Source organism: Rhizobium sp. NLR10b, assembly GCF_019685435.1.
Taxonomy (GTDB): Bacteria; Pseudomonadota; Alphaproteobacteria; order Rhizobiales; family Rhizobiaceae; genus Rhizobium.
On the sequence record NZ_JABDWV010000007.1, the window covers coordinates 124,375 to 150,839 of the forward strand.

The 26,465-nt window shown below is 60.1% G+C and carries 31 protein-coding genes and 1 pseudogene; 21 read left to right on the forward strand and 11 right to left on the reverse strand.

Annotated features, from left to right (window positions below; translation table 11 throughout):
* Positions 1–21: 21 nt before the first annotated feature.
* From sthA to map, 6 genes and pseudogenes are all read right to left on the reverse strand, one after another.
* The gene (sthA, locus tag HJB91_RS13300) at positions 22–1,428 is read right to left on the reverse strand and encodes a Si-specific NAD(P)(+) transhydrogenase (protein ID WP_210628109.1); all 1,407 of its coding nucleotides are present in this window, start codon (positions 1,426–1,428) and stop codon (positions 22–24) included.
* A gap of 117 nt (positions 1,429–1,545) precedes the next feature.
* Positions 1,546–1,677 (reverse strand): annotated as a pseudogene (locus HJB91_RS13305) (JAB domain-containing protein); the annotation flags it as partial.
* A 4-nt stretch (positions 1,678–1,681) separates the two neighbouring features.
* On the reverse strand, positions 1,682–2,869 hold the full coding sequence (locus HJB91_RS13310; RefSeq protein WP_221154938.1) for an alpha-hydroxy acid oxidase: 1,188 nt from the start codon (positions 2,867–2,869) through the stop codon (positions 1,682–1,684).
* A gap of 259 nt (positions 2,870–3,128) precedes the next feature.
* Positions 3,129–4,490: a prenyltransferase gene (locus HJB91_RS13315; RefSeq protein ID WP_210628107.1), complete on the reverse strand. Its 1,362-nt coding sequence runs from the start codon at positions 4,488–4,490 to the stop codon at positions 3,129–3,131.
* 64 nt (positions 4,491–4,554) lie between these two features.
* Positions 4,555–5,379 carry a RadC family protein gene (gene radC / locus HJB91_RS13320; RefSeq protein ID WP_210628106.1) on the reverse strand — a complete coding sequence of 275 codons (825 nt, stop codon included), beginning with the start codon at positions 5,377–5,379 and terminating at the stop codon, positions 4,555–4,557.
* A 7-nt stretch (positions 5,380–5,386) separates the two neighbouring features.
* On the reverse strand, positions 5,387–6,223 hold the full coding sequence (map, locus tag HJB91_RS13325; protein WP_210628105.1) for a type I methionyl aminopeptidase: 837 nt from the start codon (positions 6,221–6,223) through the stop codon (positions 5,387–5,389).
* A gap of 237 nt (positions 6,224–6,460) precedes the next feature.
* Between map and HJB91_RS13330 the strand changes: the two genes are divergently transcribed.
* From HJB91_RS13330 to HJB91_RS13340, 3 genes are all read left to right on the forward strand, one after another.
* Positions 6,461–7,120: a TetR/AcrR family transcriptional regulator gene (locus HJB91_RS13330; protein ID WP_210628104.1), complete on the forward strand. Its 660-nt coding sequence runs from the start codon at positions 6,461–6,463 to the stop codon at positions 7,118–7,120.
* Positions 7,121–7,268: 148 nt separating this feature from the next.
* Positions 7,269–7,442 (forward strand): hypothetical protein, encoded by a 174-nt coding sequence (locus HJB91_RS13335; protein WP_210628103.1) that lies wholly within the window; start codon positions 7,269–7,271, stop codon positions 7,440–7,442.
* On the forward strand, positions 7,439–7,771 hold the full coding sequence (locus HJB91_RS13340) for a DUF6105 family protein (protein ID WP_210628102.1): 333 nt from the start codon (positions 7,439–7,441) through the stop codon (positions 7,769–7,771). The genes HJB91_RS13335 and HJB91_RS13340 overlap by 4 nt, the downstream gene beginning before the upstream one ends.
* Here HJB91_RS13340 and ruvX read toward each other — a convergent pair.
* On the reverse strand, positions 7,708–8,202 hold the full coding sequence (gene ruvX / locus HJB91_RS13345; protein ID WP_210628101.1) for a Holliday junction resolvase RuvX: 495 nt from the start codon (positions 8,200–8,202) through the stop codon (positions 7,708–7,710). The genes HJB91_RS13340 and ruvX overlap by 64 nt on opposite strands.
* A 114-nt stretch (positions 8,203–8,316) precedes the next feature.
* On the opposite strand from ruvX, the gene HJB91_RS13350 reads away from it, so the two are divergent.
* The 12 genes from HJB91_RS13350 (at position 8,317) to HJB91_RS13405 (ending at position 19,592) form a co-directional block, all read left to right on the forward strand.
* Entirely contained in the window at positions 8,317–9,021 is a 705-nt protein-coding gene (locus tag HJB91_RS13350) for a metal-dependent hydrolase (protein WP_210628100.1), read from the forward strand.
* 69 nt (positions 9,022–9,090) lie between these two features.
* Complete coding sequence (gene gatC, locus HJB91_RS13355; RefSeq protein WP_009992749.1) at positions 9,091–9,378, forward strand: Asp-tRNA(Asn)/Glu-tRNA(Gln) amidotransferase subunit GatC; 288 nt, start codon at positions 9,091–9,093, stop codon at positions 9,376–9,378.
* 58 nt (positions 9,379–9,436) lie between these two features.
* A complete protein-coding gene (gene gatA, locus HJB91_RS13360) occupies positions 9,437–10,918 on the forward strand; it encodes an Asp-tRNA(Asn)/Glu-tRNA(Gln) amidotransferase subunit GatA (RefSeq protein WP_210628099.1) in 1,482 nt (493 codons plus the stop codon).
* Entirely contained in the window at positions 10,909–11,403 is a 495-nt protein-coding gene (locus HJB91_RS13365; RefSeq protein WP_221124185.1) for a GNAT family N-acetyltransferase, read from the forward strand. The genes gatA and HJB91_RS13365 overlap by 10 nt, the downstream gene beginning before the upstream one ends.
* A gap of 25 nt (positions 11,404–11,428) precedes the next feature.
* Positions 11,429–11,704, forward strand: a complete 276-nt coding sequence (locus HJB91_RS13370; RefSeq protein WP_221124184.1) for a hypothetical protein — start codon at positions 11,429–11,431, stop codon at positions 11,702–11,704.
* 114 nt (positions 11,705–11,818) lie between these two features.
* Positions 11,819–11,908, forward strand: coding sequence for a hypothetical protein (locus tag HJB91_RS13375; protein WP_405048802.1), 90 nt, complete (start codon positions 11,819–11,821; stop codon positions 11,906–11,908).
* A gap of 124 nt (positions 11,909–12,032) precedes the next feature.
* Positions 12,033–12,662, forward strand: coding sequence for a DUF433 domain-containing protein (locus HJB91_RS13380; RefSeq protein WP_210628096.1), 630 nt, complete (start codon positions 12,033–12,035; stop codon positions 12,660–12,662).
* The gene (locus HJB91_RS13385; RefSeq protein WP_210628095.1) at positions 12,659–13,033 is read left to right on the forward strand and encodes a DUF5615 family PIN-like protein; all 375 of its coding nucleotides are present in this window, start codon (positions 12,659–12,661) and stop codon (positions 13,031–13,033) included. Before HJB91_RS13380 ends, HJB91_RS13385 begins: the two co-directional genes overlap by 4 nt.
* 370 nt (positions 13,034–13,403) lie before the next feature.
* The gene (locus HJB91_RS13390) at positions 13,404–14,729 is read left to right on the forward strand and encodes a hypothetical protein (RefSeq protein ID WP_221154940.1); all 1,326 of its coding nucleotides are present in this window, start codon (positions 13,404–13,406) and stop codon (positions 14,727–14,729) included.
* Positions 14,730–14,785: 56 nt separating this feature from the next.
* Positions 14,786–16,975, forward strand: a complete 2,190-nt coding sequence (locus tag HJB91_RS13395; protein ID WP_221154941.1) for a toxin TcdB middle/N-terminal domain-containing protein — start codon at positions 14,786–14,788, stop codon at positions 16,973–16,975.
* A gap of 26 nt (positions 16,976–17,001) precedes the next feature.
* On the forward strand, positions 17,002–19,017 hold the full coding sequence (locus HJB91_RS13400) for an RHS repeat-associated core domain-containing protein (protein WP_221154944.1): 2,016 nt from the start codon (positions 17,002–17,004) through the stop codon (positions 19,015–19,017).
* Positions 19,018–19,052: 35 nt separating this feature from the next.
* Positions 19,053–19,592: a hypothetical protein gene (locus tag HJB91_RS13405; protein ID WP_221154946.1), complete on the forward strand. Its 540-nt coding sequence runs from the start codon at positions 19,053–19,055 to the stop codon at positions 19,590–19,592.
* A gap of 113 nt (positions 19,593–19,705) precedes the next feature.
* Here HJB91_RS13405 and HJB91_RS13410 read toward each other — a convergent pair whose 3' ends face one another.
* The gene (locus HJB91_RS13410; protein WP_221154951.1) at positions 19,706–19,963 is read right to left on the reverse strand and encodes a YjhX family toxin; all 258 of its coding nucleotides are present in this window, start codon (positions 19,961–19,963) and stop codon (positions 19,706–19,708) included.
* A gap of 299 nt (positions 19,964–20,262) precedes the next feature.
* Between HJB91_RS13410 and HJB91_RS13415 the strand changes: the two genes are divergently transcribed.
* The gene (locus HJB91_RS13415) at positions 20,263–20,772 is read left to right on the forward strand and encodes a GNAT family N-acetyltransferase (RefSeq protein WP_221122841.1); all 510 of its coding nucleotides are present in this window, start codon (positions 20,263–20,265) and stop codon (positions 20,770–20,772) included.
* Between the two features lie 3 nt (positions 20,773–20,775).
* On the opposite strand, the gene HJB91_RS13420 is transcribed toward HJB91_RS13415, so the two are convergent.
* Complete coding sequence (locus HJB91_RS13420) at positions 20,776–21,087, reverse strand: DUF1294 domain-containing protein (protein ID WP_221155101.1); 312 nt, start codon at positions 21,085–21,087, stop codon at positions 20,776–20,778.
* Positions 21,088–21,233: 146 nt separating this feature from the next.
* Here HJB91_RS13420 and gatB point away from each other — a divergent pair, with 146 nt between their 5' ends.
* From gatB to HJB91_RS13445, 5 genes are all read left to right on the forward strand, one after another.
* Entirely contained in the window at positions 21,234–22,736 is a 1,503-nt protein-coding gene (gatB, locus tag HJB91_RS13425) for an Asp-tRNA(Asn)/Glu-tRNA(Gln) amidotransferase subunit GatB (RefSeq protein ID WP_221154952.1), read from the forward strand.
* A 3-nt stretch (positions 22,737–22,739) separates the two neighbouring features.
* Positions 22,740–23,243, forward strand: a complete 504-nt coding sequence (locus HJB91_RS13430; RefSeq protein WP_221154953.1) for a GNAT family N-acetyltransferase — start codon at positions 22,740–22,742, stop codon at positions 23,241–23,243.
* Between the two features lie 4 nt (positions 23,244–23,247).
* Positions 23,248–23,721, forward strand: coding sequence for a GNAT family N-acetyltransferase (locus tag HJB91_RS13435; protein ID WP_221154956.1), 474 nt, complete (start codon positions 23,248–23,250; stop codon positions 23,719–23,721).
* Between the two features lie 102 nt (positions 23,722–23,823).
* Positions 23,824–24,222: an NADH:ubiquinone oxidoreductase subunit NDUFA12 gene (locus HJB91_RS13440; RefSeq protein WP_064712858.1), complete on the forward strand. Its 399-nt coding sequence runs from the start codon at positions 23,824–23,826 to the stop codon at positions 24,220–24,222.
* Positions 24,223–24,336: 114 nt separating this feature from the next.
* A complete protein-coding gene (locus HJB91_RS13445) occupies positions 24,337–24,771 on the forward strand; it encodes a DUF2155 domain-containing protein (protein ID WP_210631549.1) in 435 nt (144 codons plus the stop codon).
* Between the two features lie 71 nt (positions 24,772–24,842).
* Here HJB91_RS13445 and HJB91_RS13450 read toward each other — a convergent pair whose 3' ends face one another.
* Positions 24,843–25,769, reverse strand: a complete 927-nt coding sequence (locus HJB91_RS13450; protein ID WP_221154958.1) for a DUF2167 domain-containing protein — start codon at positions 25,767–25,769, stop codon at positions 24,843–24,845.
* A 75-nt stretch (positions 25,770–25,844) separates the two neighbouring features.
* Positions 25,845–26,459, reverse strand: a complete 615-nt coding sequence (gene aat, locus HJB91_RS13455) for a leucyl/phenylalanyl-tRNA--protein transferase (RefSeq protein ID WP_221154961.1) — start codon at positions 26,457–26,459, stop codon at positions 25,845–25,847.
* Positions 26,460–26,465: the final 6 nt, after the last annotated feature.

Sequence of the window (26,465 nt, forward strand, 5' to 3'; positions counted from 1 at the left end):
AATCAGATGGTGGCGCCGCCTTCAGAGTTCCGACTTGATGTCGCCCATCCGGTTCCAGGCGTCGAGGCCGGCGATCTTGTAGGCTTCGGCGAGCGTCGGATAGTTGAAGGTGTTTTCGACGAAATATTCGACCGTGCCTTTCAGATTGAGCACCGCCTGGCCGATATGCACCAGCTCGGTGGCGCCCTCGCCGACGATATGCACGCCGAGCAGTCGGCGGGTCTTCAGCGAGAAGATCAGCTTCAGAAGCCCGGTATCGAGGCCCATGATGTGGCCGCGCGAGGTTTCGCGGAAGCGGGCAATGCCGCATTCATAGGCGATGCCGCGCTCCTTCATCTCCTCTTCGGTCAAACCGCAGGTCGAGATTTCCGGCACCGCATAGATGCCGTAGGGGAAATATTTCTGCGGCTCCTTGGCGACCGCGCCGATCGCCACGCGCGCGGCGATGCGGCCCTGTTCCATCGAGGTCGAGGCAAGGCTTGGAAAGCCGACCACGTCGCCGGCGGCATAGATGTTTGCAACCGATGTCTGGAAGGTCTCCGGATTGACCTTGAGACGGCCGCGGCTGTCGGCCCCCAGTCCAATGGCCGGAAGGTTCAGCGCGTCGGTGGCTCCCATACGTCCGGCGGCAAAGAGCACCATGTCGGTCACAAGATGGCGGCCGTTGTCGAGCGTCAGCTGGACCTTGCCGCTATCGAGCCGCTCGACCTTCTCGGCCTTCGTGCCGAGCAGCAGCTTCATATTGCGGTCGCGCAGCTGATAGGTGAAATCCTCGACGATTTCCTTATCGATAAAGTCGAGCATGGTCGACTTTGGATCGATCACGGTCACGGCAGTATCAAGCGCCGAGAAGATCGTCGCATATTCGATGCCGATAACGCCGGCGCCGATGACGACCATGGTGCGCGGCAATTCTTCGATATCAAGCAACTCGTCGCTGTCGAGCACGGTCTTGCCATCGAACGGCATATAGTCCGGCCGGAAAGGCTTCGTGCCCACGGCAAGCAGGATACTGGCGCCGCTGACCGTCAGCGCTTCGCCATCATCCTTGATGACCTGCAAGGTGGTGGAATCGATGAAACTCGCTTTGCCGCGCATGTGGTGGACACGGTTTCGGGCGAACTGATGCTCGAGCACCTCCACTTCATGGTTGAGCGTAATCAAGAGGCGACGACGCAGGTCTTCCGCACTGATCTCCTGCTTGACGCGGTAGGATCGCCCATAGAAGCCGCGCTCGCGCCAGCCGGAGAGATTAAGCGCGGTCTCGCGCAGCGTCTTCGAAGGGATGGTGCCGGTATGGACGGACACGCCGCCGACGCGCTTGCCCTGTTCGATGACAAGCACTTTCTTGCCGAGTTTCGCAGCCTGGATCGCGCCGCGGCGCCCTGCGGGACCGCTACCCACCACAACGAGATCGTACTGAAACATCCTCTAGCCTCGGATTGGAAATGGAATCATTTGCGACAAAAATGTCGCTCCTCTATCGGTAGCCGGTCAATGTTACAGATTGTTTTACGGCTGCCGATTCAGCCGGACCTGTGCTTTTCAGATCAGGTCCAGCCCTTTCAAGCTCACATGGCCGTCCTTGCCGATGATGATGTGGTCGTCGACAGTGATATCAAGTGCCTTCGCCGCGTCGGTGATCACCTTCGTCATATCGATGTCAGCGCGCGACGGTTGTTTATGCGCGAGTGATGTAATCCGTGGAAATATCGCTCACTCCAGTGACCCCGAGCAGCGCCATATTGCTATGCAGTTCCGTTTTCAGGATATCCGCCGCTCTGAGCACGCCCGGTAGCCCCGCGACGGCTGCAGCATAAAGGAACGGCCTGCCCACAAACACGAAACAGGCGCCAAGCGCGAGGGCCTTCATGATATCCGTTCCACGCCGGATGCCGCCGTCGATCATGACGGCAATGCTGTCTCCAACGCGTGCTGCAATCTCCGGAAGGACCTGAAGGGGGGATGCGGTGCTGTCGAGCTGGCGGCCGCCATGATTGGAGACGATCACTCCATCCGCGCCGGCATCTGCAGCCCGTGCCGCGTCTTCAGGATGCATGATCCCCTTGACCACGAGTTTGCCGGACCACCGCTTGCGTATCCGCTCCAGGTGGCTCCAATTGAGATGGTCACGCTTGCCGAAATCGCGCGTGACGTTCGAGGAGATGATCGGCGCGCCTCTTGTGGCGTAGGAATTTTCAAAATGCGGAATGCCGTGCCGGACGATCGTGCGCAGGAATGTACCGGTTGTCCAGCGTGGATGCGAGATGCCCTGCCATGCCAAGCGGAGCCCGGGACGCAAAGGCGTCGAAAACCCCGCCCTTACATTATTTTCGCGATTGGGCAGCGTGGCGGTATCCACGGTCAGCAGAAGGGTGGCGAGGCCGGCCGCGGCGACCCGATCGATGAGAGCGTCGATGCGGTCGGGTTCGCCGGGGAGATAGGCCTGAAACCATGCTTGTGGCGAAACCGCCGCGATCTCTTCCAGCGGGATGAGTGACGAACCGCTTATAATCATCGGGATTCCCGATTGGTCCGCTCCTTGCGCGAGCACAATGTCCCCCCGGTAGGCCATCAGCGCGCTGATCCCCATCGGCGCAATGCCGAACGGTGCGGCATAGTTTTTGCCGAAGAGGCTCGTCTCAGTGCTGCGCCTCGAGACGTCCCGAAGTACACGAGGCCGAAAGGCATAGGCCTTGAAGGCCTCTGCGTTATGCCGCAGCGACGCGTTGGTCTCGGTCGCGCCGGCGATATAACCGAACAGAGGCTTCGGCAGATGCCGCCGTGCCCTCATTTCAAAGTCATCGAGGCAGAGCGCATCGCGGCAGAGCCGGGTCGATCGATCAGTGTTACCGCTGGAGATCGTCATGAAGCTTTATCTTCTTGGTATTTCGGGCGGGTATTGTTCAGCGAGTGGCGGCGCAGGATTGCATAGAATCCCGCGCCGGCGACCTCTGTCAACTGAAGCTTTCCGCAGTGTTCGCTTGCCTCGGATGCTTGCCTGCGACCTCCGGTCGAACGGCAGAATGAGCGTCGGCAGCTGCCGCCGGGAAGAACAGCAGAGCGCCGCTGATCGGACCGCCGGTCCAGCGCGCGCTCGGCCGCGACCTTTCCGTGCAGGAATGTCGCTAATTATCCGTCAATAGAGTAAACCGACGTCTGTCGCTCCGCTCGCGCGCCAACTGCCCCGCCGCTGCGCAGAGATCGGGCGCATAGAGCTGGCAAGTTTTTCGCTTTTCGATTCCCCTATCAATCAGATCCAGAAGTCGTGCAGGTGCGATGTCGGGCGGCGCGGCAATGCGACCGGTGACGACGTGTTTCTCCATTTTCTCATGATCGGCGTGATCGATGTCGGGGTTGCGCCAGCAATTTGCGCACATGATCCTAAAGTTTTCGGTGTGTGAATAGATAATGGCGTCCTCGTCCAATTCCCCGCTTAGATCGATCAGTTGCCCTGCTGTCTCTTGCGTGCCCGCGAAAGCAAAAAACTGGTAGTTCCGGCGCACAAGCGTTGCCAGATGCGGGAAGACCGGGACCTCTTGTTCACCGTAGGTATGATACGTAATCGGAGCGCCGTCCATGAGGACGACATCGCCATAGTCGACGCCGAGACTGCCGAACAGTACGCTGCGAATAATGCCATGACATGGACTTAAACGCTCGATCCATACGGTCTCCTCCTCCCCTGGATCATCCGAGTCCGCCGTCCGCTCAGCAAGAGGCCGCTGGGCAAGTCTCACCTTGCAGGCCGCATACCCGCCTTCCGGTAACCCGAACCGCCCAAGCTCGATCTTCTGACCCATCCGCTTCCACACGTCCAAAGCGGTCTCGGCGTCCCCTGCGCCCGTGGCGCAGATTCCAAGGTTCCACTCGGTGCTGTCGATAACCTCCCGCTGCAAGCTTGCAGCAGCCAGGCCCGCCGCTACGCCTTCTGCGAATCTGCCCCGCGTCTTGTAGAAAAGGCCCAAATTGTATTGATGCGCGCTGTTCCGTGGATCGATTTCCGTCAGTTTCCGGAGACTGTTCTCGGCGATTGCATCCATTTGGCGTGCCATCATTCGCGCCGACGTGGCGAGCCCGCGCAGTATCTGCTCCTGTTCAGGCCGCCCGTCATGAAGCTTGGCTAAGCGGTCCAGCGTCGCGACCATCGACTGAAATATCGGGTGTTCCGGCGGTGGCGCGTTCAGATCATCGATGTCGCGGACGGATTCCAGGCATAGTCCGATCGCCGAAAGGAGATCGATATTGTCTTCGTGGGCATCTGCGATCTCGGAAAGAACGTCTGTTGCGTCTTCTCTTGCGAGGCTTTGTTGGTCAACTATCCATAACAATGCCATCGCGGCCTCAGTCTGGCGACGCTGGGCTTTTCGAAATGGTTGGATCTTCTGCCATGCCGCCGACGTGCGGCCCGCCTGTCCTTCTGCAACGACGTCACGCGCTATCGCGTCGATCTCATCGGAAGTGAGAACAGCATTGGGACCATTCGACATGTCGTCTCCGTGGAGGGCTTCGGGGCGGACGATAGTTATGTAGTCGCGTCTCAGCGTAGGGGGATTACATCAACTTCAGCCCCTTCAGGCTGACATGGCCGTCCTTGCCGATGATGATGTGGTCGTGGACGGCGATATCGAGCGCCTTGGCCGCCTCGACGATCACCTTCGTCATGTCGATGTCGGCGCGCGAGGGCGTCGGATCGCCGGAGGGATGATTGTGGACGAGGATGATCGCCGTTGCCGACAGTTCGAGCGCGCGTTTGACCACCTCGCGGGGATAGACCGGCGTATGGTCGACCGTGCCGCGGCCCTGCACCTCGTCGGCGATCAGCACGTTGCGCTTGTCGAGGAACAGGATGCGGAATTGTTCTCGTGTCTCGTGCGCCATGGCGGCGTGGCAATACTGGATGACCGAGGTCCAGGAGGAGAGAACCTGCTTGCTTCTGATCTCGCTCTTCAGGGTCCGGTGAGTGACGGTGGCGATCAGTTTCAAATCGAGGGCGACATTCTCGCCGACGCCCTTCACCTCCGTCAGGAGACCAGCCGGCGCGCCAAAGACGCCGGAAAGCGAGCCGAATCGTTCGATGAGCGCCTTGGCGATCGGCTTGGTGTCACGTCGCGGGATCAGCCGAAAAAGCAGGAGTTCGAGGATTTCGTAATCGGCGAGCGCCGTATCGCCCAGCTCCCGGAAGCGGTCACGCAGCCGCTCGCGATGGCCGTGATAATGTTCCGGCCCGGAAAGCGAGGCGGGTAGGGAGGTCAGTGCGTTCGGCGCGGCTGGTTTTTGCGGCCGGCCGCCGAAGAACGAGCGTTCGTCGGCAACAGGCTCTTCAGTCTCGAAAGGCAGCGTGTCGTCGGAAGATGTCGCAACAGGCCGCTTCGCCATCAGATCGTCACCTGGCAAGCGGCGGCAATCCGGGCCGGTCGAGGCCACCCGGTGACAGCGTGAAGATTTCGCAGCCCTCGGCGGTGACGCCGACCGTGTGTTCATACTGGGCTGAAAGCGAACGGTCGCGGGTCACGGCCGTCCAGCCGTCGGCGAGCACCTTTACATGCGGCCGGCCGAGATTGATCATCGGCTCGATGGTGAAGATCATGCCTTCGCGCAGCTCCGGCCCTTCATTGGCGCGGCCATAATGCAGGATGTTCGGCGAATCGTGGAACAGCCGGCCGACGCCGTGGCCGCAGAAATCGCGCACCACCGAACAGCGCTCGGCTTCCGCATAGGTCTGGATCGCCTCGCCGATCGCGCCGGTGCGGGCGCCTGGCCTGACGGCTGATATGCCGCGCATCAGGGATTCATAGGTGACTTCCAGCAACCGTTCGGCGGCGCGCTTGATCGTGCCGACCGGATACATGCGGCTCGAATCGCCATGCCAGCCGTCGAGCACGAAGGTAACGTCGATATTGACGATGTCGCCCTCGCGCAGCGGCTTGTCGTTCGGAATGCCGTGGCAGACGACGTGATTGATCGAGGTGCAGGTGGATTTGGTGTAGCCGCGATAATTCAGCGTCGCCGGATACGCGCCGTGATCCATGCCGAAATCGAATACGAATCGGTCGATCTCGTCGGTGAGCAGGCCGGGCCTGACGATATCGGCGAGTGCATCGAGGCAGCGCGCGGTCAGCTGGCACGCCTTGCGCATGCCTTCGAACGCCTGCGCATCGTAAAGCCGGATGGCGCCCGTATTCTTCGGCGGCGCGGAGGAGGCTTCGATATAATTCACCATTGCAGGGCCTTAGCGGGGATTGTTAGATTTGTTCATAATGCAGCTATGCCGGGTTCGTCCATCGCGATCAACCGTCGGGACGAGATTTCTGAAGGGTTTCGTGCCGCCTTTCGCGCCCATGCGACGCCGGATTCTGAGTGCTGGAGGAAATATCCACAGTCTTCCCAAGGGGATAGGATTGATCGGATAAGGTCTCCCCGCTACTCACCGATTGGTGACAGTGGGGAACGGTCGGTGATGCTGAATGAAGCTGAAAATCTTGATAATTCGATGGAGGTCGGCGCGGAGCCGGAACGGCGCGTGCGCGATCGCGGCGCCACCGAGCGCGCCATCCTTGCCGCCGCCAAGGGCCTGCTGGCGCAGGAGGGCTTCCAGAATTTCGGCATCAATGCGGTCGCCCGCCGCGCCGGCTGCGACAAGCAGCTGATCTACCGCTACTATGGCGGCCTTGACGGTTTGGTCGAGGCGATCGGCGCGGATCTCGGCACATGGGTGAGGGATCGCATTCCGGAAGATGCCGGCGGCATGTTCATGCTCACCTATGGCGATCTGATGGAGCGACTGGCGCTTCTGCTGCTCGACGCCTTGAGAAATGATCCGCTGATGCGCCGCATCCTCGCCTGGGAAGTATCGGAAAACACCGAGCAGGTGAGGCGGTTGTCCGAGGCCCGTTCGAAGGCTCTCGCCCTTTGGCTGGATCGCATGCGCGGTTCGCTGGCGCCGCCAAAGGGCATGGATGCGGCAGCCGTCAATGCCGTCGTCATCGCGGCAATCCAGCACCTCGTGCTTTCCGGCGCAGCCGGCGGCCAGTGCGCGGGCCTGTCGCTGAAGACGTCGAAGGACTGGGAGAAGGCCGCGACGGCACTGAAGCGTCTCGTGCGCGGCGTCTACGGCTGACCCCCTTTCATCCACGGGCCCCATTCATCCACAGGGAGGAGGCGCGGCGTTAACCTTAACGAATGGTTTACGTTGCGTGGGGCTGGTTAACCCGACAGTGTGGCGGGGAGCAGAGATGATACGAGTGAGAACCTGCGAGTTGACGCCCATGGGAAGCAAGATCGCCAAAGCCGCAATTCTGGTGACGGCAATGATGTTCTTCGCAGTCCTGGCGCTGGATATCGCAATTCCGACGCTGGTGCTTTGCATCATGGCATTGTCGACCTGGCTGGTTTCCCTCGGTCTGCCCGTCGCCCGCAAGCAGGGAGGAGAAGCCGCATGAGGTGGTTTCTGATCTTCTGGGCCGGTCCCATCGTCTTTCTGGGCGCATGGTACTGGCTCTCCTATTACGACATGAATTTCGGCATCTTCATGCTGACGCGGCAGGTCCATGACCTGACCTTCGCGATCTATGGCGAAGCCCTCGGTGTGCCGCCGGAGACCATCCCGCCGCTCGTTGCCCGCGCCATTGCGGTGGATAGCCTCGTCGTCTTCGCCATCATGGGCTTCAGAAAGCGCAAGTTGATCGCCGCCTGGTGGAAGGCGCGTCAGGCGCTGAATTCGTCTCCCGCAGACCTTGCGAGCGAGGACAGCCTGTCGAGGGCGCCCTGAAGGATGAAGCTTGCCGCGGCCGAATCGATCCGTTCGGCCCGCTTGGCGCGCGAAACGTCCATTTCTATGAGCGTCCGTTCGGCCGCGACCGTCGAAAGCCGTTCGTCCCAATAGACGAAGGGCAGCACCGTTTTCTGCTCCATGTTGCGCACGAAGGCGCGCGTCGCCTGCACGCGCGGCCCCGCCGATCCGTCCATATTCATCGGCAGGCCGATGATGAAGCCGGCAACCTTTTCCGCCATCGCGAAGTCCAGCAGCGCCTGCGCGTCGATCGTGAACTTGACGCGGCGGATCACCGGACGTGGCGTGGCGAAACGCCGGCCGAGATCCGACATCGAAATCCCGATCGTCTTGGTGCCGAGATCGAGCCCGGCGATCGCCTGCCCGGGAGCAAGGATTTCGGCCATTTCCTCGATCGTCAGCACCGTCATTGCCGTTTCATCCCGTCAAAAAGAAATTGAAGCCGCCGCCGCTTTCCTTTGCCGGCGCATGAGATATGTCCTTACCATCGAAATCCAGTTTTGCATCACGTGAGGATAGATTTCATGAAGATCACCTGGCTTGGCCATTCCGCCTTCCGCATCGAGACATCAAAGGCGAAGATCCTGCTCGATCCCTTCCTCAGCCATAACGCCTCCTTTTCCGGCCAGGACATCAAGGATGTGTCGGCAGGCATCACCCATATCCTGCTGACCCACGGCCATGGCGACCATGTCGGCGACACCGTGGCGCTTGCCAGGGAGACGGGTGCGGTCGTTCTTGCCAATGCCGATCTCGCCGCTTGGCTCGGCTCCAAGGGCGTCGACAGGATCGAGATGGGCAACACCGGCGGTACGGTCACGTTCGGCGGCTTCTCCGCGACGTTCACCAATGCGCTGCATTCCTCGGCCCAGATCACCGAGGACGGCGTCTCGCATGCGCTCGGCAACGCCAATGGTCTGATGCTGCATTTCGACGACGAAGCCTCGATCTTCGCCATGGGCGACACCGACATCTTCTCCGACATGGCGCTGATCAACGAGTTGCACCAGCCCGATATCGGCTTCGTGCCGATCGGCGACCGCTTCACCATGGGCGGCGCGGTGGCGGCACTCGCCTGCCAGCGCTATTTCAGCTTCAAGACCGCGATCCCCTGCCATTACGGCACCTTCCCGATCATCGACCAGACGGCCGACAAATTCGTTGCCGGCATGGAGGGGTCGAAGACTGAGGCGAGGGCGCTGAAGCCTGCCGAGAGCCTGTCGATCTGACGAAACCCCGTTGCACCGGGCGAACATGGCCTTTATAGCGGGTAGGAAAAATCCTATCCGGAGAATGCCATGTCCGTCGATCTTGCCACCGTGAAGCGCGTTGCCAAACTTGCTCGTATTGCCGTCTCCGAGGATGAGGCAAATCGCATGGTCGGCGAGCTGAACGGCATCCTCGGCTTCGTCGAGCAGCTCTCCGAAGTCAACGTCGATGGCGTCGAGGCGATGACGTCGGTGACCCCGATGGCGATGAAGAAGCGGACCGACGAGGTGACCGATGGCAACAAGGCCGCCGATATCGTCGCCAATGCGCCCGTCACCGACCATAATTTCTTCCTGGTGCCGAAAGTCGTCGAATAAGGCTTCGAAGGCCTCTTTCCGCCCCTGTTGCCATTTTCAAGACCGAAGCGAAAACACGATGAGCGAACTCACCAGCCTGACCATTGCCGAAGCCCGCGAGAAGCTGCGCGCCAAGGAAATCACCGCAATCGAACTGACTGAAGCCTATATTTCGGCGATCGATGCGGCCAATGACCGGCTGAATGCCTACGTAAAAACAACGCCGGATCTCGCCCGCGTCATGGCCAGGAAGTCCGACGAGCGGATTGCAGCTGGCTCGGCGGGCGAGCTCGAAGGCATCCCGCTCGGCATCAAGGATCTCTTCGCCACCGTCGGCGTCCACACCCAGGCCTGCAGCCATATTCTCGATGGTTTCGAGCCGCGTTACGAGTCGACCGTGACGCAGAACCTCTGGGATGATGGCGCCGTCATGCTCGGCAAGCTGAACATGGACGAATTCGCCATGGGCTCGTCCAACGAGACGTCCTATTACGGCCCGGTGATCAATCCCTGGCGGGCAGAGGGCTCCAACCAGCAACTCGTCCCGGGCGGCTCCTCCGGCGGCTCGGCCGCTGCTGTTGCCGCCCATCTTTGCGCCGGCGCCACCGCGACCGATACCGGCGGCTCGATCCGCCAGCCGGCCGCCTTCACCGGCACCGTCGGCATCAAGCCGACCTATGGCCGCTGCTCGCGCTGGGGCACCGTCGCCTTTGCTTCCTCGCTCGACCAGGCAGGCCCGATCGCCCGTGATGTGCGCGACGCCGCGATCCTGCTGAAGTCGATGGCAAGCGTCGACGCGAAGGACACCACATCCGTCGATCTGCCGGTGCCCGATTATGAGGCCGTCCTCGGTCAGTCGCTGAAGGGCATGAAGATCGGCATTCCGAACGAATACCGCGTTGACGGCATGCCTGAGGAGATCGAGACCCTGTGGCGCCAGGGCATTGCCTGGCTGAAAGATGCCGGCGCCGAGATCGTCGATATCTCCCTGCCGCACACCAAATACGCGCTTCCGGCCTATTACATCGTCGCGCCCGCCGAGGCGTCCTCGAACCTCGCGCGGTACGACGGCGTGCGCTACGGCCTGCGCGTCGACGGCAAGGATATCGTCGACATGTACGAAAAGACGCGCGCCGCCGGTTTCGGCAAGGAAGTCAAGCGCCGCATCATGATCGGCACCTACGTGCTGTCGGCCGGCTACTACGACGCCTATTACATCCGCGCCCAGAAGGTCCGCACGCTGATCAAGCGCGATTTCGAATTGGCCTTCGATGCCGGCGTCGACGCCATCCTGACGCCGGCGACGCCGTCCTCCGCCTTCGGCGTTGCTGACGAAAACCTCGCCGCCGATCCGGTGAAGATGTATCTGAACGACATCTTCACGGTGACGGTCAACATGGCGGGCCTGCCCGGCATCGCCGTTCCCGCCGGCCTCGACCAGAAGGGCCTGCCGCTCGGCCTGCAACTGATCGGCAAGGCCTTCGACGAGGAAACCCTCTTCAAGACCGCCTACGTCATCGAGCAGGCTGCCGGCAAGTTTACGCCGGCCAAGTGGTGGTAACGGGTCTCACGATCCGAAAGATAGCCTTTGCCGACCACGAAACGGTCGGCGCCGTCGGCTTTGCCTCATGGGCCGCAGCCGATGCCTTCGACCACAGTTATCGCGACCCCGATGTGATTGCCAGAGTCAGGCAAGAGTTCACAGTGTTTCCGCGAGAGACAAAAGGTGAGATCTTCGTTGCCGAACTCGACGCGGAGATCGTCGGCTGGGGCGCACGTGAAGGCCAACCCAACTATGTGTCCGATCTCTGGGTGCATCCCAATCATCAGGGCAAGGGGTTGGGCGGGGCTCTGCTGTTGCATCTGTGCGAGCTGATGACGGCCGAAGGACTGACGACCGCCCGGATCGACACGCATGCCAGGAACATAGGCGCGATCCGGCTTTACAAACGCTGCGGTTTCACCATCATCTGGCACGGTATCGAATTCTCCAGGAGCATGGGCGTCCCGCTCGAAAAGGTGCACCTGGAGAAGCAGCTAGGCTGAGCAATAACCAAACTGGGAGGGCTTCATGGCAGGCAATGATCTTATCCGCCTGATCGAGGCAATCGACCGCCTTGCCGCCGGCGGCTTCACCATGGGCGCGGATTGGCAGGCGGTTCACGATATCTGTCAGCGCCACGAAGGCGAACAGCCGTTCGACTGGGGCCACGCCCTATGCCATCGCATCGAGGGCGACGACTGGAATGCCGACTACTGGTATCGCCGCGCCGGCAAGATGCGAGGTTCGGGCGCACTGCCCGACGAGTGGGCGGTGATGCGGGCGGAATTGTCTCCAAAGGCTTGAGCTTTGCCCTGACCGCGTCGGTTTAAGGCGCGACCAGGGTTGCCGGACCTATCTGCTGCGACCTGACTGTCCCCAAAAGGCCTGTCGCAAGAGGAGCTCGCACATCAAGCAGGCATCGATCGTACCTATATCAGTTCGCTGGAACGCAGCGTTTATAACGCGAGCATCGACGTCGTGGATCACCTGCAACCGTTTTGGAAATAGAGGCCTCTGTTTGTTGAAACGGCGGCCGAAAAAGTGAAGCTGCCATCGCTCGTGATAGCCGAAATTGCAATCGGTCTTTACGCCAACCTTCGCTCAATATATATTCTCCTGAAGGAGAATGATTATGGTTGCCACATCACGCGCCTACACGCCCGCCGAAGCAGCAGCTGTCAGTGAGATTGCTGTAAAGTCGGTCCACAATGCAATCGACAAGCGGATCGTCAAGGCACATTTTGGCCGCGCTGGCCGAGAACTTTCGGATGACGACCTGCTCCGCCTGAAGCTCTGGTATGGTGTGGGATCGATCCTCTCTGCGGAGCGCCGCAAACGCTTGTTCGAAACGATCGACGAGAATCCTGATGCGGATACGGTGAGGGCAGACGATTATCTAATCGTCGACGTGGCGCGGGCAAGGGAGCAACTGGCTGCGCGGGCAGAGACCCTTCGAGAAGCCGAACGCGCGATCCGAAGCACCAAAGGGGTCGTCGGTGGCGAGCCGGCATTCAAAGGAACCCGAGTTCCGGTGCGCATGATCGCGGCGATGAAGCAGCAGGGCGCCACTACCGAAGAAATCGTCGAGGGTTACCCTTCCGTCACGGCCCGGATGGTGGAACTCGCCGAAATCTGGACGGCAGCTCACCCGGCCCGAGGGCGGCCGAAGAAGCTGTCGGAACAGGGACTGAAGGTGAAGGCTGTGAAGAGTTTGCGTCTCGCCACGACTGGGTCCCGGAAATCCTCGGGCACGACTTCGTGAAGTTCCTGATCGATGAATGCCTGCACACATCGCTCGTGGCCGTGGCTCAAGATCACGGGCACGACTGCTTTCACGTCAACTGGCTTGGCCTAAGCGGCGAGACCGACTGGGATCTGATGCCTCGCATTGTCGCGGGTGATTTCACCTTCGTGACGAACAACGCGCGCGACTTCCGGAAACTCTACGCAAAAGAGGAATTGCATGCCGGCCTGGTCATCATCGTTCCTCAGGTGCTGCCGGCACTGCAGCGGGAATTGTTCCTGGCTGTTGTGCAAGAGCTCGCCGACGCCCAGGAGATCGTGAACGAAGCCATAGAGATTGCGATCGAAGATGGCCAGGCCGTGCTGACACGCTACGCACTGCCGGGATGAAGTTCAATTTCAACCGATAAGCGACAGATCGATCCGAATCCCATCTCGGTCAACGTCCTCGTTTCCGCCGACTCCCCGTCGTTTGGCTCCGCTGCAGAGTCGGTCCCAAGATTGCCGAAACAGCAAAGCTTTCAGCCCCGACTCCTGCATCGAATCTTATGGGGATTCTCTCTTCTCTGTGCTTGGCGTCCGATGAACTTGCATCGTTCACCCGCATCTCCTTGAACTTATCTTCAGATGCGATCAATACCTCAGCTGTTGATGATTGAGAATTATTTCTTGAACCTCACACTTGTCTACTTGCGTTCTTAAATATTTTCGACTTTAGAGAGTGGAAATTTCAGTACGTCTTGATTCATCCGGGGGATTCATGCGTCAGTTTCGTTTGCGTGTTGCGGCTTCGGCTGCAGCGGTTCTCTTTGCGTTGTCTGTCGCGCCGGGCATAAACTCCGCGGTTGTCGGAACCGCGGTTGCGGCCGATACCGCCAAAACCAGTGGCAGTGGCCTTGGCAATGGAAGCACGGCCGGCCTCGGCGCGAAAGCCACCGAGGCTCCAGCAACGTCCAATCTCACCTCCACCGCTGACGCTTCCTCGCAACCAGATAAGACGGTCGACCGAACCACGCTCGGCAAGGGAGGTCTGGCGCCGGCCGAAGGCGCCGCCGACGGTGAGACGCTGACGGTTGACGGGCAGGCCAAGGACGCGGCTTCGTCGGCTGAGTCGAATACGACGCAAGCGGCAGGCGCCACCACGCTAGCGGCGACGGCCACGACAGTCCAGCCGGATTCGGCTGCGGTCAATGCGCCTGAGAAAGCATCGGTTCCGCAAATCTCCAGCAATGGATCATTCACACAGCTCATCAGCCTCGACCTGCCGGATTATTACGATATTGCTCCCAGGCTGACGCTTCGTTACGATTCGGCGCGCAAGTCTCGGCTCGGCGGCCTGTATCAAGGCTGGGTTGGATACGGCTGGGGTCTCGACGGCCTCGATGTCATTGAGCGGGAAAGTCCCGGTGGCGGCGTCCCGACATGGAGTGACGCCAGTGACGTTTATGTGCTGAACGGCGAACCTCTCGTTGCCTGTTCGGCTGCGTCCAGCTGCCAGCCCGGATCGACGCATACAACCGAACATGAGTCGTCTCAGCGGATTATTCTCAGTTCCAACAGATGGACAGTTACAGACAATAAAGGGGTGTTGACGACCTTCCAGTCTGTGGCGGAAATTGCCAACGCACCACATAGTGATCCTAATTGGCGCGGGCGTTATTTGCCCACCTCGGTGGTGGATCCGAACGGCAATCGGGTGACTTATTTCTATACCTGCCCTGATATTCCCACCTGTTATCCGACGCGGATCGAATACGACAGCCGCTCCTATATTACGTTCGGCTACGAGCCGCGGCCTGACTATCAGCCGGTGGCCAATGGTTCGGGCATTACATGGAACCGTTACCGGTTGAAATCCGTCGCTTATAGCGTGGCTGCCGAATCCGGCCTCAGTGGCGGCTACGCCCTCTTTTACAATCAGGCGCCCTTTTCGAACGCATCCCGCCTTGTGCGTGTCGATCGTTACGGCCGCGATTTGGTCGTCGATTCCAATAACAACAACATCACCGGCGGAACCCACAAGACCATACGGTCGATGGTCTATGACAACATCACGCGTCCTATTACTGCGCCCTTGCGGATATGAATGGCGATGGCACAACCGACGTTGTCAAGGCGACGCCGTCCGGATCGGGGACCTATGTGGCGACGGTCTGGCTGGGAACCGGCAGCAGTTTCGTTCAGGTCGCCAGCGGCCTTGCCCTAGAGGGCACGCCGATCCTGCGCGACATGGACAATGACGGCAAGGTCGACGTTGTCGCCGCGAAGGATCGCAGGGATACCGATCCCTTCAAGGACCTGAGGGCTTATGGCCTCTGGTTCGGAAGCTCCGGCAACAGTCTCGTCATCTCGCCTTTCCTGCAGCGCGGTTCCGGTCTGTCGGGTGACTTCAATGGCGACGGCCTTCCCGACTTCGTCGCTTCCCAGACGGACACTGTCATTTCCAATGCCGGTTCGGGCAATCCGAATCTCTTGCGGACCGTCACCTTGGAAACGGGTGGGACGATTTCGGTCAACTACGCCCCTTCGACGAGCTTTACCAACAGCTTCATGCCGTTCGTCATGCATCCGGTGACGAAGGTGACCGTCGCCGATGGACGCGGAAACTCTGCCGCCACCAGCTATTCTTATTCCGGGGGTCTCTACAATCCCGCAGCCCGAAAGTTCCTTGGTTATCGCACCGTCACCGAGACCAAGCCGATTCTATCCGGAGACACCGCGTCCCCCCTCGTTGTGAAGACCTACCGTCAGGATCTCGCCAGTTACGGACTGCCGGAAACAACAATTTTGCGCAACTCGGCGAACACGGCATCCAAGACGATCACCGAAACCTATGACGCCAGTATCGCCTCCAAGCCCTATAAGGCCAGAAACATTGCGACGACGACGAAGCTGACGGAGGGGGGCACGACGGCCTATCTTCGGACGGAGCGCAGTTTCGACGCCTATGGCAACGTAACCGAGATCAAGGATCGCGGCCGCACGGTGGATGCCGCAGGCACGGAGAATGTGAATACCACCGGCGACGAGAAGACGACGACCTTTACCTTCGCCCCGAACACCTCCGCTTACATTGTTGGGCTGCCGACTTCGAAGACCGTTCGTCTCGGTGTCGATGCCGCGTCGCCGATCGGCAGCAAAGAGGAATATCTTTACGACGACGCGACGGCGGTTGCGACGCCGCCGGTCAAGGGCAACCTGACGCAGAAGCTCGCCTATATGAGCATCGGCAGCACACCGCGGGTGTCGCCGACCAGCTACGCTTATGATGCCTACGGCAACCGGATTGCCGAGACCGATGCGCTTGGCAACCGCAGCGAATGGGACTACGACGCCACCTATCATCTTTACCCGGTGGCGGAACGGGCGCCGCGCTACTTCGCCAATGGCGCCCTGACGGGTGACAGCCGCTTCACCAGCACGACCACCTACGATCTGGTCTGCGGTCTGCCGGCCACAAAGACCGACTGGAACGGCATCGTCGAGACCTTCACCTATGACGCCTATTGCCGGCCCTATGGCTATGTGAATGCCGGATCGGGCAATTACCTCAACACCCGCTATGAGAACGAGGGCAGCCCGACGACGCAGGCGGTGGTGACCTCTTCGCCGCGGACCAACGGGACAGGCGAGGTCTTCAGCCGCACCTATTATGACGGCCTCGGCCGGCCCTGGCAGGTGGAGACGCCCGGGGCGTCTGCCACCGGACCGGTTCGCATCACCGAGACCGCCTATGATGCGCGTGGGAACGTGCAGAAGACATCACTTGTCCGATTCAAGGCCGCCGCGACCGAGCCTGAGACGATACAATGGACGACCAACAGCTATGACTGGCAGGACCGGGTGATCAAGCAGGTCAATCCCGACACCAGCCAGAAGCTCTATCAATATGCGGCGCAGTCGGCACTTGTGACCGACGTCACCAGGCTGCCGGTGTCGCTAACGGTCATGACCGACGAGGAAAACCATCCGCATCGCAGCTATGCCGATGCGGACGGCAATGTCATTGCCCTGCAGTCGCAGCTCGGCGCGAACTGGGTCACGGAAAACCGCAGCTACGACCCGCTCGGCCGTCTGCTGGGGGTGCGCGACCCGAAGGGCGCGCAATGGACCTACACCTATGATCTGCTCGGCAACCGGCTGACGGCAAGCGATCCGGATCTCGGCAACTGGTCCTATGCCTATGACGATGCCGGCCGGCTGATCCGCCAGACGGATGCGCGCGGCGCGGTGACGACGATCGCCTACGACCAGATGGGCCGGGTCACCCGCAAGGAGGTGACGGAACCGGGTGCGACGGTGNCTATGCCTATGACGATGCCGGCCGGCTGATCCGCCAGACGGATGCGCGCGGCGCGGTGACGACGATCGCCTACGACCAGATGGGCCGGGTCACCCGCAAGGAGGTGACGGAACCGGGTGCGACGGTGCCGACCCTGCTGGCTGAGAACAGCTATGACGAGCCGGCCGCCACCGGCCAGTCGCACAATGCCGGCATGCTGACCAAGGCCGAGAATGCCAATGCGACGATGACCTATACCCGTTTCTATAACGGCGTCGGCGACAAGGTCATCACCCGGGCGGTCATCGACGGCGTGGCGAGCACGACCACCGTCGAGCATGGGCCGACCGGCAAGACCACGGCGATCGGTTATCAGCCTGCCAATATCGTCGTCGGCAAAAGGACCTTGCCCTGGCTCTACAACGACGCCGACCTGCTTTCCAGGATCCCGGGACTGATCGACTCGACAAGCTACGAGGCCGACGGCCAGACGCAGACGATCAATTACATCAATGGCGTGACGACCAGCTTCAGCTATTCGCCGACCCGGCGGTGGCTGGACCGGGTGACGACGGCGATGGGCACGACGGTGCTGATGGACAATCAGTACAGCCGTGACAAACTCGGCCGGATCAAGACCATCACCGGCCTGGCCGCCAACGACAACTGGACCTATGGCTATGACGATCTCTCTCGCCTGACCGGCGCCGACAATGCCGGCGACAACACGCTCGACGAGACCTACAGCTACGACAGCAATCACAATCTTCTCTCCCGCACGCGGATCGGCAGCTATGTCTATCCGACGACGGCATCGGCGATCCGCCCGCATGCGGCAACGCAGATCGGTGCCAAGACCATCGACTATGATGCCAACGGCAACATGGTCTCCGATGGTAGCCGCACGCTGAACTGGGACGGCGCCAACCGGCTGGCGAGCGTCACCCAGGACGGCGCCACGGTGACCTTTGCCTATGGACCGGACGGCGCCCGGGTGAAGAAGAGCTGGGGCTTCGGCACGACCCTCTATCCCGACGCCAATGTCGAGATCGACCGCTCGACGCCCGGCAGCGACATCTACACGCTCTATCCGCATCCCGACGCCAAGATCGTCGTCACATCAGGCAGCACCGAGCAGGACAAGTTCTTCCTGCACCGCGATCATCTCGCCTCGGTGCGGCAGGTGACCAACGAAAGCGGCTACAGGGTCGAGCAGACCGGCTATGCCGCCTATGGCGAAGCCACCAACACCAGCTTCCAGACCAAGAAGAGCTATATCGGCGAACGCTTCGATCCCGAAACCGGGCTGATGTATCTCAATGCCAGATATTACGATCCGGCGTTCGGACGGTTCATCTCGCCGGATGACTGGGACCCGACCAAGGAGGGCGTCGGCACAAACCGATACAGCTACTCCGAAAACGATCCGGTCAATAAGTCCGATCCGAACGGGCATTCGATCAACTACTCCGACAGCTGGGGGCAGCGCTCCAATGCGACTAACGAACATCCACTAAGCTCCGACAGCGGCCTGAAATCCGCAACCAATGTCAGCTTCGGCACCGGCAGTACGGCTGAAACCAGAGCTTTTGCCGGCGGCCCTTTCGATGATGCGCCGGACGTAGAAACAGAAGGTGAGATCGGAAATTTCGAGTTCCAGCAGCGTCAATTGGATGAGCAACTGGAAAGAGGAATCATACCTCTTTCACCAGGTTTCTTTCACAAAGAAATGCATGGCTTTGATGTTAAAGGGATCGGTACCGGCGGGCCAATGGCGGGCGGAAGAACGTCCGGGTCGATCGGGCGAGACGGTGAAGCTGCTGTCCGTGCTAAGGTAGACATTGGCGAAAAGCAGAAAATCACTGTGAATGGAAGGGTTCGAATTCCTGACGGAATCACTCGATCAACTCTTTCAGAGGTTAAGAACGTGGGAAGACTGAGTCTTACCCAGCAGCTGAGAGATTATATCGACATCGCGATATCTCGAGGGTTGCGCTTCGATCTGTTCGACCGACCAACGACACAAAGATCAGGGCCTCTCCAAAGGACAATTGACGAGGGCTTGATAAATCGTAGGGACATAGAGCAGTGACGATTGTGGGAGTGCATTAGATTTGGGAGGATAGAATGAGCGATATTTGGGCCATTCGCGACGCTCGCCTGCTTGAAGAGGAACAACCTATTGTGAAAGACCTGCGCGAGGCAGGCGCGAACATCAACTCGGTTTGGGACCTGGTTAACAGCAGAAGTGGATATCCGAATTTGGTACCGATCTTGATGAAGCATTTGCAATTGCCTTACTCTGATCGAACACGAAGCGGGATTGCTAGAGCTCTAGCGGTTCCCGCGGCCGGCGAATATTGGGACTTCCTTGTTCAGCAATACATCAACGCGAAAGAAGGCAAAGGCCCTGTTTTCCCCGATGAGGAAACGGAATTTGTCCTGGGCTTCAAGGACGGTTTGGCTTGCGCGCTTTCCGGATCAGTAACTGAAGAGAGGCTCCCTGACCTTATTCGATTGGCAAAAGATCCCTCCAATGGAGAAAGTCGCCTCTTGCTGATTGGACCCTTGAGGCGCTCGAAAGGCGCTATCAGCAAAGATGCGGTCGAGGAACTACGACACGATCCGCAGCTTGCTAAAGAAATCAACTCTTGGCGCAAGAAGTAGCGGACGTCGCATCAGGCCAGGAATCACTCGCGTGTGACACACGTCAGCTTGCTCTGAGGCGGAAGTGAACCGCTCCCAGTTTAGGCGCGATCAGAGTGAGTTAGTTACTTGACCTATCTATTGTCCAGCTGCGACCTGACCAGTCTCAGCCCCCTTTCGGTGATCCGGTAGGGTTGGCCGCCTGAAGACTTGATCGCCTTCAGCCGCTTCAGCCTGCGGAAGAGATCGAGGTCGACGCCGGGATAGCGCCAGCCGTCACGGGTGAAGCAACTGACGTTCTCGATCTTTCTGTTGTCGTCTCGGATAATTTCGATGCGGCCGCCTTGGGCCATGAGATGCAGGATGCGCTGCTCCGTGCGGGAAATGTCCATGTTGTGAGATCCGGTATCGCGCCGTAGGCGCGCACAAAAACGATCTGGCGCTCATTCGAACGTCAGGGCTTCGTTTTTTCGGGCCCATGCGCGCAAGAAAACTTGCGGGCAGGGCCTTTACCGGGTCTCAGACTGGCTCAACATAAAATATCTATTATTCAGCCCCGAAAAAGCGGTCAAGCGCATCGCTGTCGGTGAAAACCGGTCGAAAACCTTGGTTTCGGTTGATCATCCCTTTGCAGCTACTGGTAAATCCCGCGACTCAGTGCTCTAGTTGGAGGGGTAACGCGGAGGTGTCGTTGATTCACATTCGCAATGCCCGCGACGGGGAAGCGGAACTGTTGAGCGAGATCGGGCTCAGGGCCTGGCAAAAGGCGATGGCGTCGATCGGCGAATCGGATGCGATGATCGACGCGGCGCGCAACGCCTTTCGCAATTTTGTGGAGAATGACTGGCTGACCATCACCGTCATCGAGCAGAACGGCCAGGTCGCAGGCTGGGCTGCACGCGAGGGATTGGACGAAACCATCTCGGATTTCTGGATCGATCCCGTCTTCACCCGGCAGGGACTCGGCTCAGCCCTTCTCGAACGCATCGAGAAGGATATCGCCGGCCGAGGCTTCGAGACGGCGGCGGTGCAGACCCATTCCAGCAATAGCGAGGCAATCGGCTTTTTTCGGAAGCACGGTTACGGTATCCACTGGCTGTCGGTCGCCTATAATCCGAAGCTTGACCGAGACGTGCCCTCTGTCGGGCTGACGAAGCCGCTGGTTTCGGAAAGCCAAGGCGGATATGGGCAGGAATTCTGAAGTTTAAAAGTCCAGATGAAGGCGAGGGGCCCATAGTGTCGCGAGGGCCAGCATCGTGGCCAAGGCGCCGTGAAGGATCAGGATCGCCGCCAGGATCGACCGGAACGGTTCCTTTTTCGTCTTGTGGCGCAGGATCTGTTGTGCCGCCAGCGCACCGAGGCTGCCGCCGATCAGCGCAAGAGTCAGAAGCGAGCGCTCGCTGATGCGCCACCCACCATTGCGCGCCGCCTGCTTGTCGAGGAAATAGATCGAAAATGCGATGAGGTTCAGCGCCAGAAACAGTGCGGCCGTTTTGGTGATGTCGGTCATCGTCATGCGGCTACATTGCCATCCCTCGGTTAACCCGCGGCAAATGTCGCCGCCCTGCGTCAAACCGCGGTCCGCGATGGGGAAAGCCTTGCACCGGAATGCCATTTCCTTTACCTCACCAGCGGAAAAGAACAGCCTGCAAAGAGCATCAGATGACCATTGTCGACGTCCGCACGCCCGATCCAAAACGCTTCATTCCCGGCGCCACCGGCGACTGGGAAGTCATCGTCGGCATGGAAGTCCATGCCCAGGTGCTGTCCAATTCGAAGCTCTTCTCCGGCGCTTCGACGGAATTCGGCAAGCCGCAGAATTCGAATGTTTCGCTGGTCGATGCCGCCATGCCCGGCATGCTGCCCGTCATCAACGAGGAATGCGTCAAGCAGGCCGTGCGCACCGGTCTCGGCCTCAAAGCTGAGATCAACAAGCGTTCGGTCTTCGACCGCAAGAACTACTTCTACCCCGACCTGCCGCAGGGCTATCAGATCTCGCAGTACAAGGATCCGATCGTCGGCGAGGGCAAGATCGTCATTTCGCTCGGGCCGGACCGCCAAGGCCAGTTCGAGGATATCGAGATCGGCATCGAACGCCTGCACCTGGAACAGGATGCCGGCAAGTCGATGCACGACCAGCACGCGACCATGTCCTATGTCGACCTCAACCGGTCCGGCGTGGCGCTGATGGAGATCGTCTCCAAGCCCGACATGCGCTCGTCCGACGAGGCCAAGGCCTATATGACCAAGCTGCGTTCGATCGTCCGCTACCTCGGCACTTGCGACGGCAACATGGATGAAGGCTCGATGCGCGCCGACGTCAATGTCTCCGTCCGCCGTCCTGGCGAGGCTTTCGGCACGCGCTGCGAAATCAAGAACGTCAACTCGATCCGCTTCATCGGCCAGGCGATCGAATATGAAGCGCGCCGCCAGATCGGCATTCTGGAAGACGGTGGCACGATCGATCAGGAGACGCGCCTCTTCGATCCGAACAAGGGCGAGACGCGCTCCATGCGCTCGAAGGAAGACGCGCATGATTATCGCTACTTCCCCGATCCGGATCTGCTGCCGCTCGAATTCGACGACGCCTTCATCAAGGCGCTCGAAGCCGATCTGCCGGAACTGCCCGACGACAAGAAGGAGCGCTTCGTGCGTGAACTCGGCCTGTCGGTTTACGACGCTTCGGTGCTGGTTTCCGAAAAGGCGATCGCCGATTATTTCGAGGCCGTGGCCGCCGGCCGCGACGGCAAGACGGCGGCAAACTGGGTGATCAACGACCTGCTCGGCGCGCTCAACCGTACCGGCAAGGACATCGAACAGACGCCGGTGTCGCCGGCTCAGCTCGGCGCGATCATCGACCTCATCAAAGCGGGGACCATCTCCGGCAAGATCGCCAAGGATCTCTTCGAGATCGTGCTGACCGAGGGCGGCGATCCCGCCGAGATCGTCGAATCGCGCGGGATGAAGCAGGTGACGGATACCGGCGCCATCGAGAAGGCCGTGGACGAGATCATCGCCGCCAGTCCCGAACAGGTCGAAAAGGTCAAGGCGAAGCCGACCATGGCGGCATGGTTCGTCGGTCAGGTGATGAAGGCGACCGGCGGCAAGGCCAATCCGCAGGCGGTCCAGGCGCTCGTCAAGGCGAAGCTCGGCATCGAGGAATAGCCCGTGTATTTCGTCCGCACCGCCGGAGAGCGCGACCTCGAGAAGGTGCGCGCTCTCCTGGTGGAGAGCTTTCACGCCACCTATGACGAGCTCCACGGCACAACAAAGGTGGACGATCTGATCGCCCATCTCTTTACGCCGGCAGCGTTGAAGGCGCGGCTGGTGCGCAGGGACGCCGAGTTCCTCGTCGCCGATAACGGCCGCAACATCGGCGGCGTGGGTTATGCGGCGATGTCGCACGCGCTGACGAAGACGGTCATGCTGCATCTCCTCTATGTCAGTCCGTCGCTGCAGCGCCATGGCATCGGCCGCGATGTCTTCGCCGAGCTCGAAACCTGCTTTCCGGATGCTGAGATCATGCGCCTGGAAGTCGAGCCGCAGAATGCGGCGGCGATCGCCTTCTACCGGGCGCATGGCTTCACCGAAGTCGGCCGCAATGAGAACAGCGGGCCCGGACAATCCGGCATTCCCTCGCTGATTTTCGAAAAACCGCTGGAAGGGCATTGACGCCGTGGCGGTCAAGTTGTCCGATATTCTCATTCCCGAAGCGCACAGGGATGATCTGCCGGCGCTTGTGGCGCTGTTTGCCGCCGATGCTCTCGGCGGTCACGGCGATACGACGGTTGCCGGGGCTTTTGCCGATTATGCCAGGGCCTTCGCCGTCATTGAGGCTTCGCCCGACCAGACGCTTTATGGCGCAGAGCGCGGCCGCGAAGTCGTCGGCACGTTCCAGATGATGCTCACGACCTCGCTGACAGGCCGTGGTTCTTCGACGATGACCATCGAGGCGGTGCAGACGCGGGCTGACATGCGCGGGCAGGGCATCGGCACCGGAATGATCGAATTCGCCATATCAGAGGCAAAAGGCCGCGGCGTGCGGCTGGTACAGCCGACGTCGAATGCCATACGCAGGGATGCCCATCGTTTCTACGAAAGGCTTGGCTTCAAGCCTTCGCATCTCGGCTTCAAGATGGCCTTGAAATGACCCCTGCCTCTCGTGGAATCGCTGGACAATTCGGCTTGGCGACGGCATAAGCGAGGAGCTAAATTCTGGTTTGGCCCGCACTGGCGGGCACAAGGAAAAGACATGCGGAATCTTCTGGTTCAAATCTTCACCTGGTGGAACAGTCAGACGATAGGCACGCGTTTTGCGACCTGGCGTTTTGGCAAGCGCGTCGGCGAGGATGAATTCGGCAACGTCTATTATGAAGGCGGCATGTCTTCCTATGGTCTGCCGAAGCGCTGGGTGATCTACAAGGGCTATGCCGAAGCCTCCGCCATTCCGCCGGGCTGGCATGGTTGGATGCATCATCGCACCGATGTTCCGCCGTCCAAGGAAAACTACGTCGCCAGGGAATGGCAGAAGGCGCATCGTCCGAACCTCACCGGTTCGCCGCAGGCTTACCGTCCGCCGGGCTCGCTCGCGGTTCCCGGCGAGCGGCCGCGCGTCACCGGCGATTACGACGCCTGGACGCCCGGCAACTGAGACGGCCCGACCGGGCGATCGCAAGCCCGGCTTTTGGCCACAATTGACCTTTACCCGCAGGTTGGCCGCGCTAGACCGCGGCCGTGAACCGAAAATATCTGGAGACGGGTGCATATGAAGCTCTTCACGCGGAACATGGTCCTGCGTGGCGCCGGATCGCTGCTGGCGCTCTCGGCTCTGCTTCCACCGGTTGCGGCGCATGCCGCACGCATCGACAATCCGGTTGCCGTCTTCTCCGGCCTCGACAAGATCACCGGCCGCATCACGACGTTCGATGTCTATGTCAATGAGACGGTACAGTTCGGCGCGCTGCAGGTGACGCCGAAGGCCTGCTATTCGCGCGACCAGGCGGAAGCACAGAAGATCGACGGCTTTGTCGAAGTCGACGAAATCACCCTTGACCGCAAGATCCGCCGCATCTTTACCGGCTGGATGTTTGCCGACAGCCCCGGCCTCAATGCGGTCGAGCATCCGATCTACGACGTCTGGCTGAAGGACTGCAAGACAAGCTCGGACGTCCCGGCTCCGGACAAGGCGACAGCCCGCTGATTGATGTCAGCTGGGACAGGCTCCGAAAAAGCTTCACAATTTCCGCGCCGTCTCCTGGTTAAGCCGCGAGCCTATGCCGTGGGTGTCTTGTTTCGGGTGAAAAGACCTTTGGCAAACCGAAGCGCACCGCCAAGCACGACGACAATAAGGATGCCGGCCTTTTTCAGGAAGGCGGCGGCAAGCGCCAGGAGACCCACCTTTGCGGCGATCTTGGCGCCCGCACCCGCGGCGATCATCCCGGCCATTCCGTAGGCTGCGATCTTGTCGCCTTCGACGAAGTCGGTATAGGCCATTCCCTTGTCGAACTGCACGAGCGTCGTGACGGCCGGAATGACCTGCTCGATCTCCTTCAACTGGTTCAGGCCGGCAACGAAATCGAACTCGAATACGCCTTGGCGGCCAAGAACGCGTACGGAATAGTTAAGCGTATGCGGGGCTTGCGCATCACCGCCGAACAGCAGATCGCGCGCCCAATGCATCGCATGCGCAGACTTGTCGTAATGCGGCGTCGAGGCCCAGCCGACAAGCGTGATCTTTTGAAAACCCTGCTTTTCGCGCTCGACGTTGTTTTCGCGGATGGAATCCTTGATGTTCTGCAGCAGTTCATCGTAATCGGTCGTGGCGGCGTCGGCGTCTGAGACATAACCGTCGGCGCTGTATTCGACGATGGAACCCCACGCCTCGATATCGGTCGGCGCGTATTTCGCCGGGAAGATCATCCCCATCGTTCCCTCCGCCGCTTGCGGCGGATTTCCCCAGATATCGACCAGCACCTTCTTCGTATCCGCGGAATTGAGATAGTAGAAGCCTTCGGGGATGTTCAGCGTTGCCTGTGCAGCAGGCAGCTTGATCGCGCCCTGCTGAAAGTCGAGCTTTTGCAGCAATGGTTTTTCTGCGTCCGAAAAAGCCCTGGCAGGGAACATCTCCTGGTAAGGGCGTGCCTCGGCTTGACCCGTGAATAAGGCGAAAAGGATTGCGGCCGCAAAATATCGTTTCAAAATTCTATCCCCCGTTGCAAGGCCAAACCTACTCAATTCGGCTCGAAAAGCAACGCAGGGATGAAACGATCACGCTCAAAACTCCAGGTGTGGCGATTCCATCGCGCTGGCAAGCAGCAACGCATATTCAGCCTTCGGCACGTCGATCGCTCCGAACGTCTTCAGGTGCTCGGTGGTGAACTGCGTGTCGAGCAGCGTGAAGCCCTTTTCCCTCAGCCGGTCGACCAGGTGTACAAGGCAGATTTTCGAGGCGTCCGTCCGGCGTGAAAACATGCTTTCGCCGAAGAAGGCCGAGCCAAGCGAGACGCCGTAGAGACCGCCGACCAGTTGATCGCCGTCCCAGGCTTCAACGGTATGGGCATGACCGATTTCGAACAGCGTGGAATATAGCGACCGGATCGTCTGGTTGATCCAGGTGCTCGGGCGCCCCGATGTTTCCTCGGCGCAAGCCGCGATCACCTGGTCGAACGCGTGATCGAATCGGATGTCGAAGGGTTTCCTGCGCACCGTCTTGGCGAGACTTTTCGAGATATGGAAATCACCAAGCGGCAGAACGCCGCGCAATTCCGGTTCGACCCAGAAGATCTCCGGGTCGTCGGCAGACTCGGCCATCGGAAACAGGCCGATGGAATAGGCGCGCAGGAGGATGTCAGGGGTTATGCCTGGTGACTTCCTGCGCGATCCTGCCATTCCTGT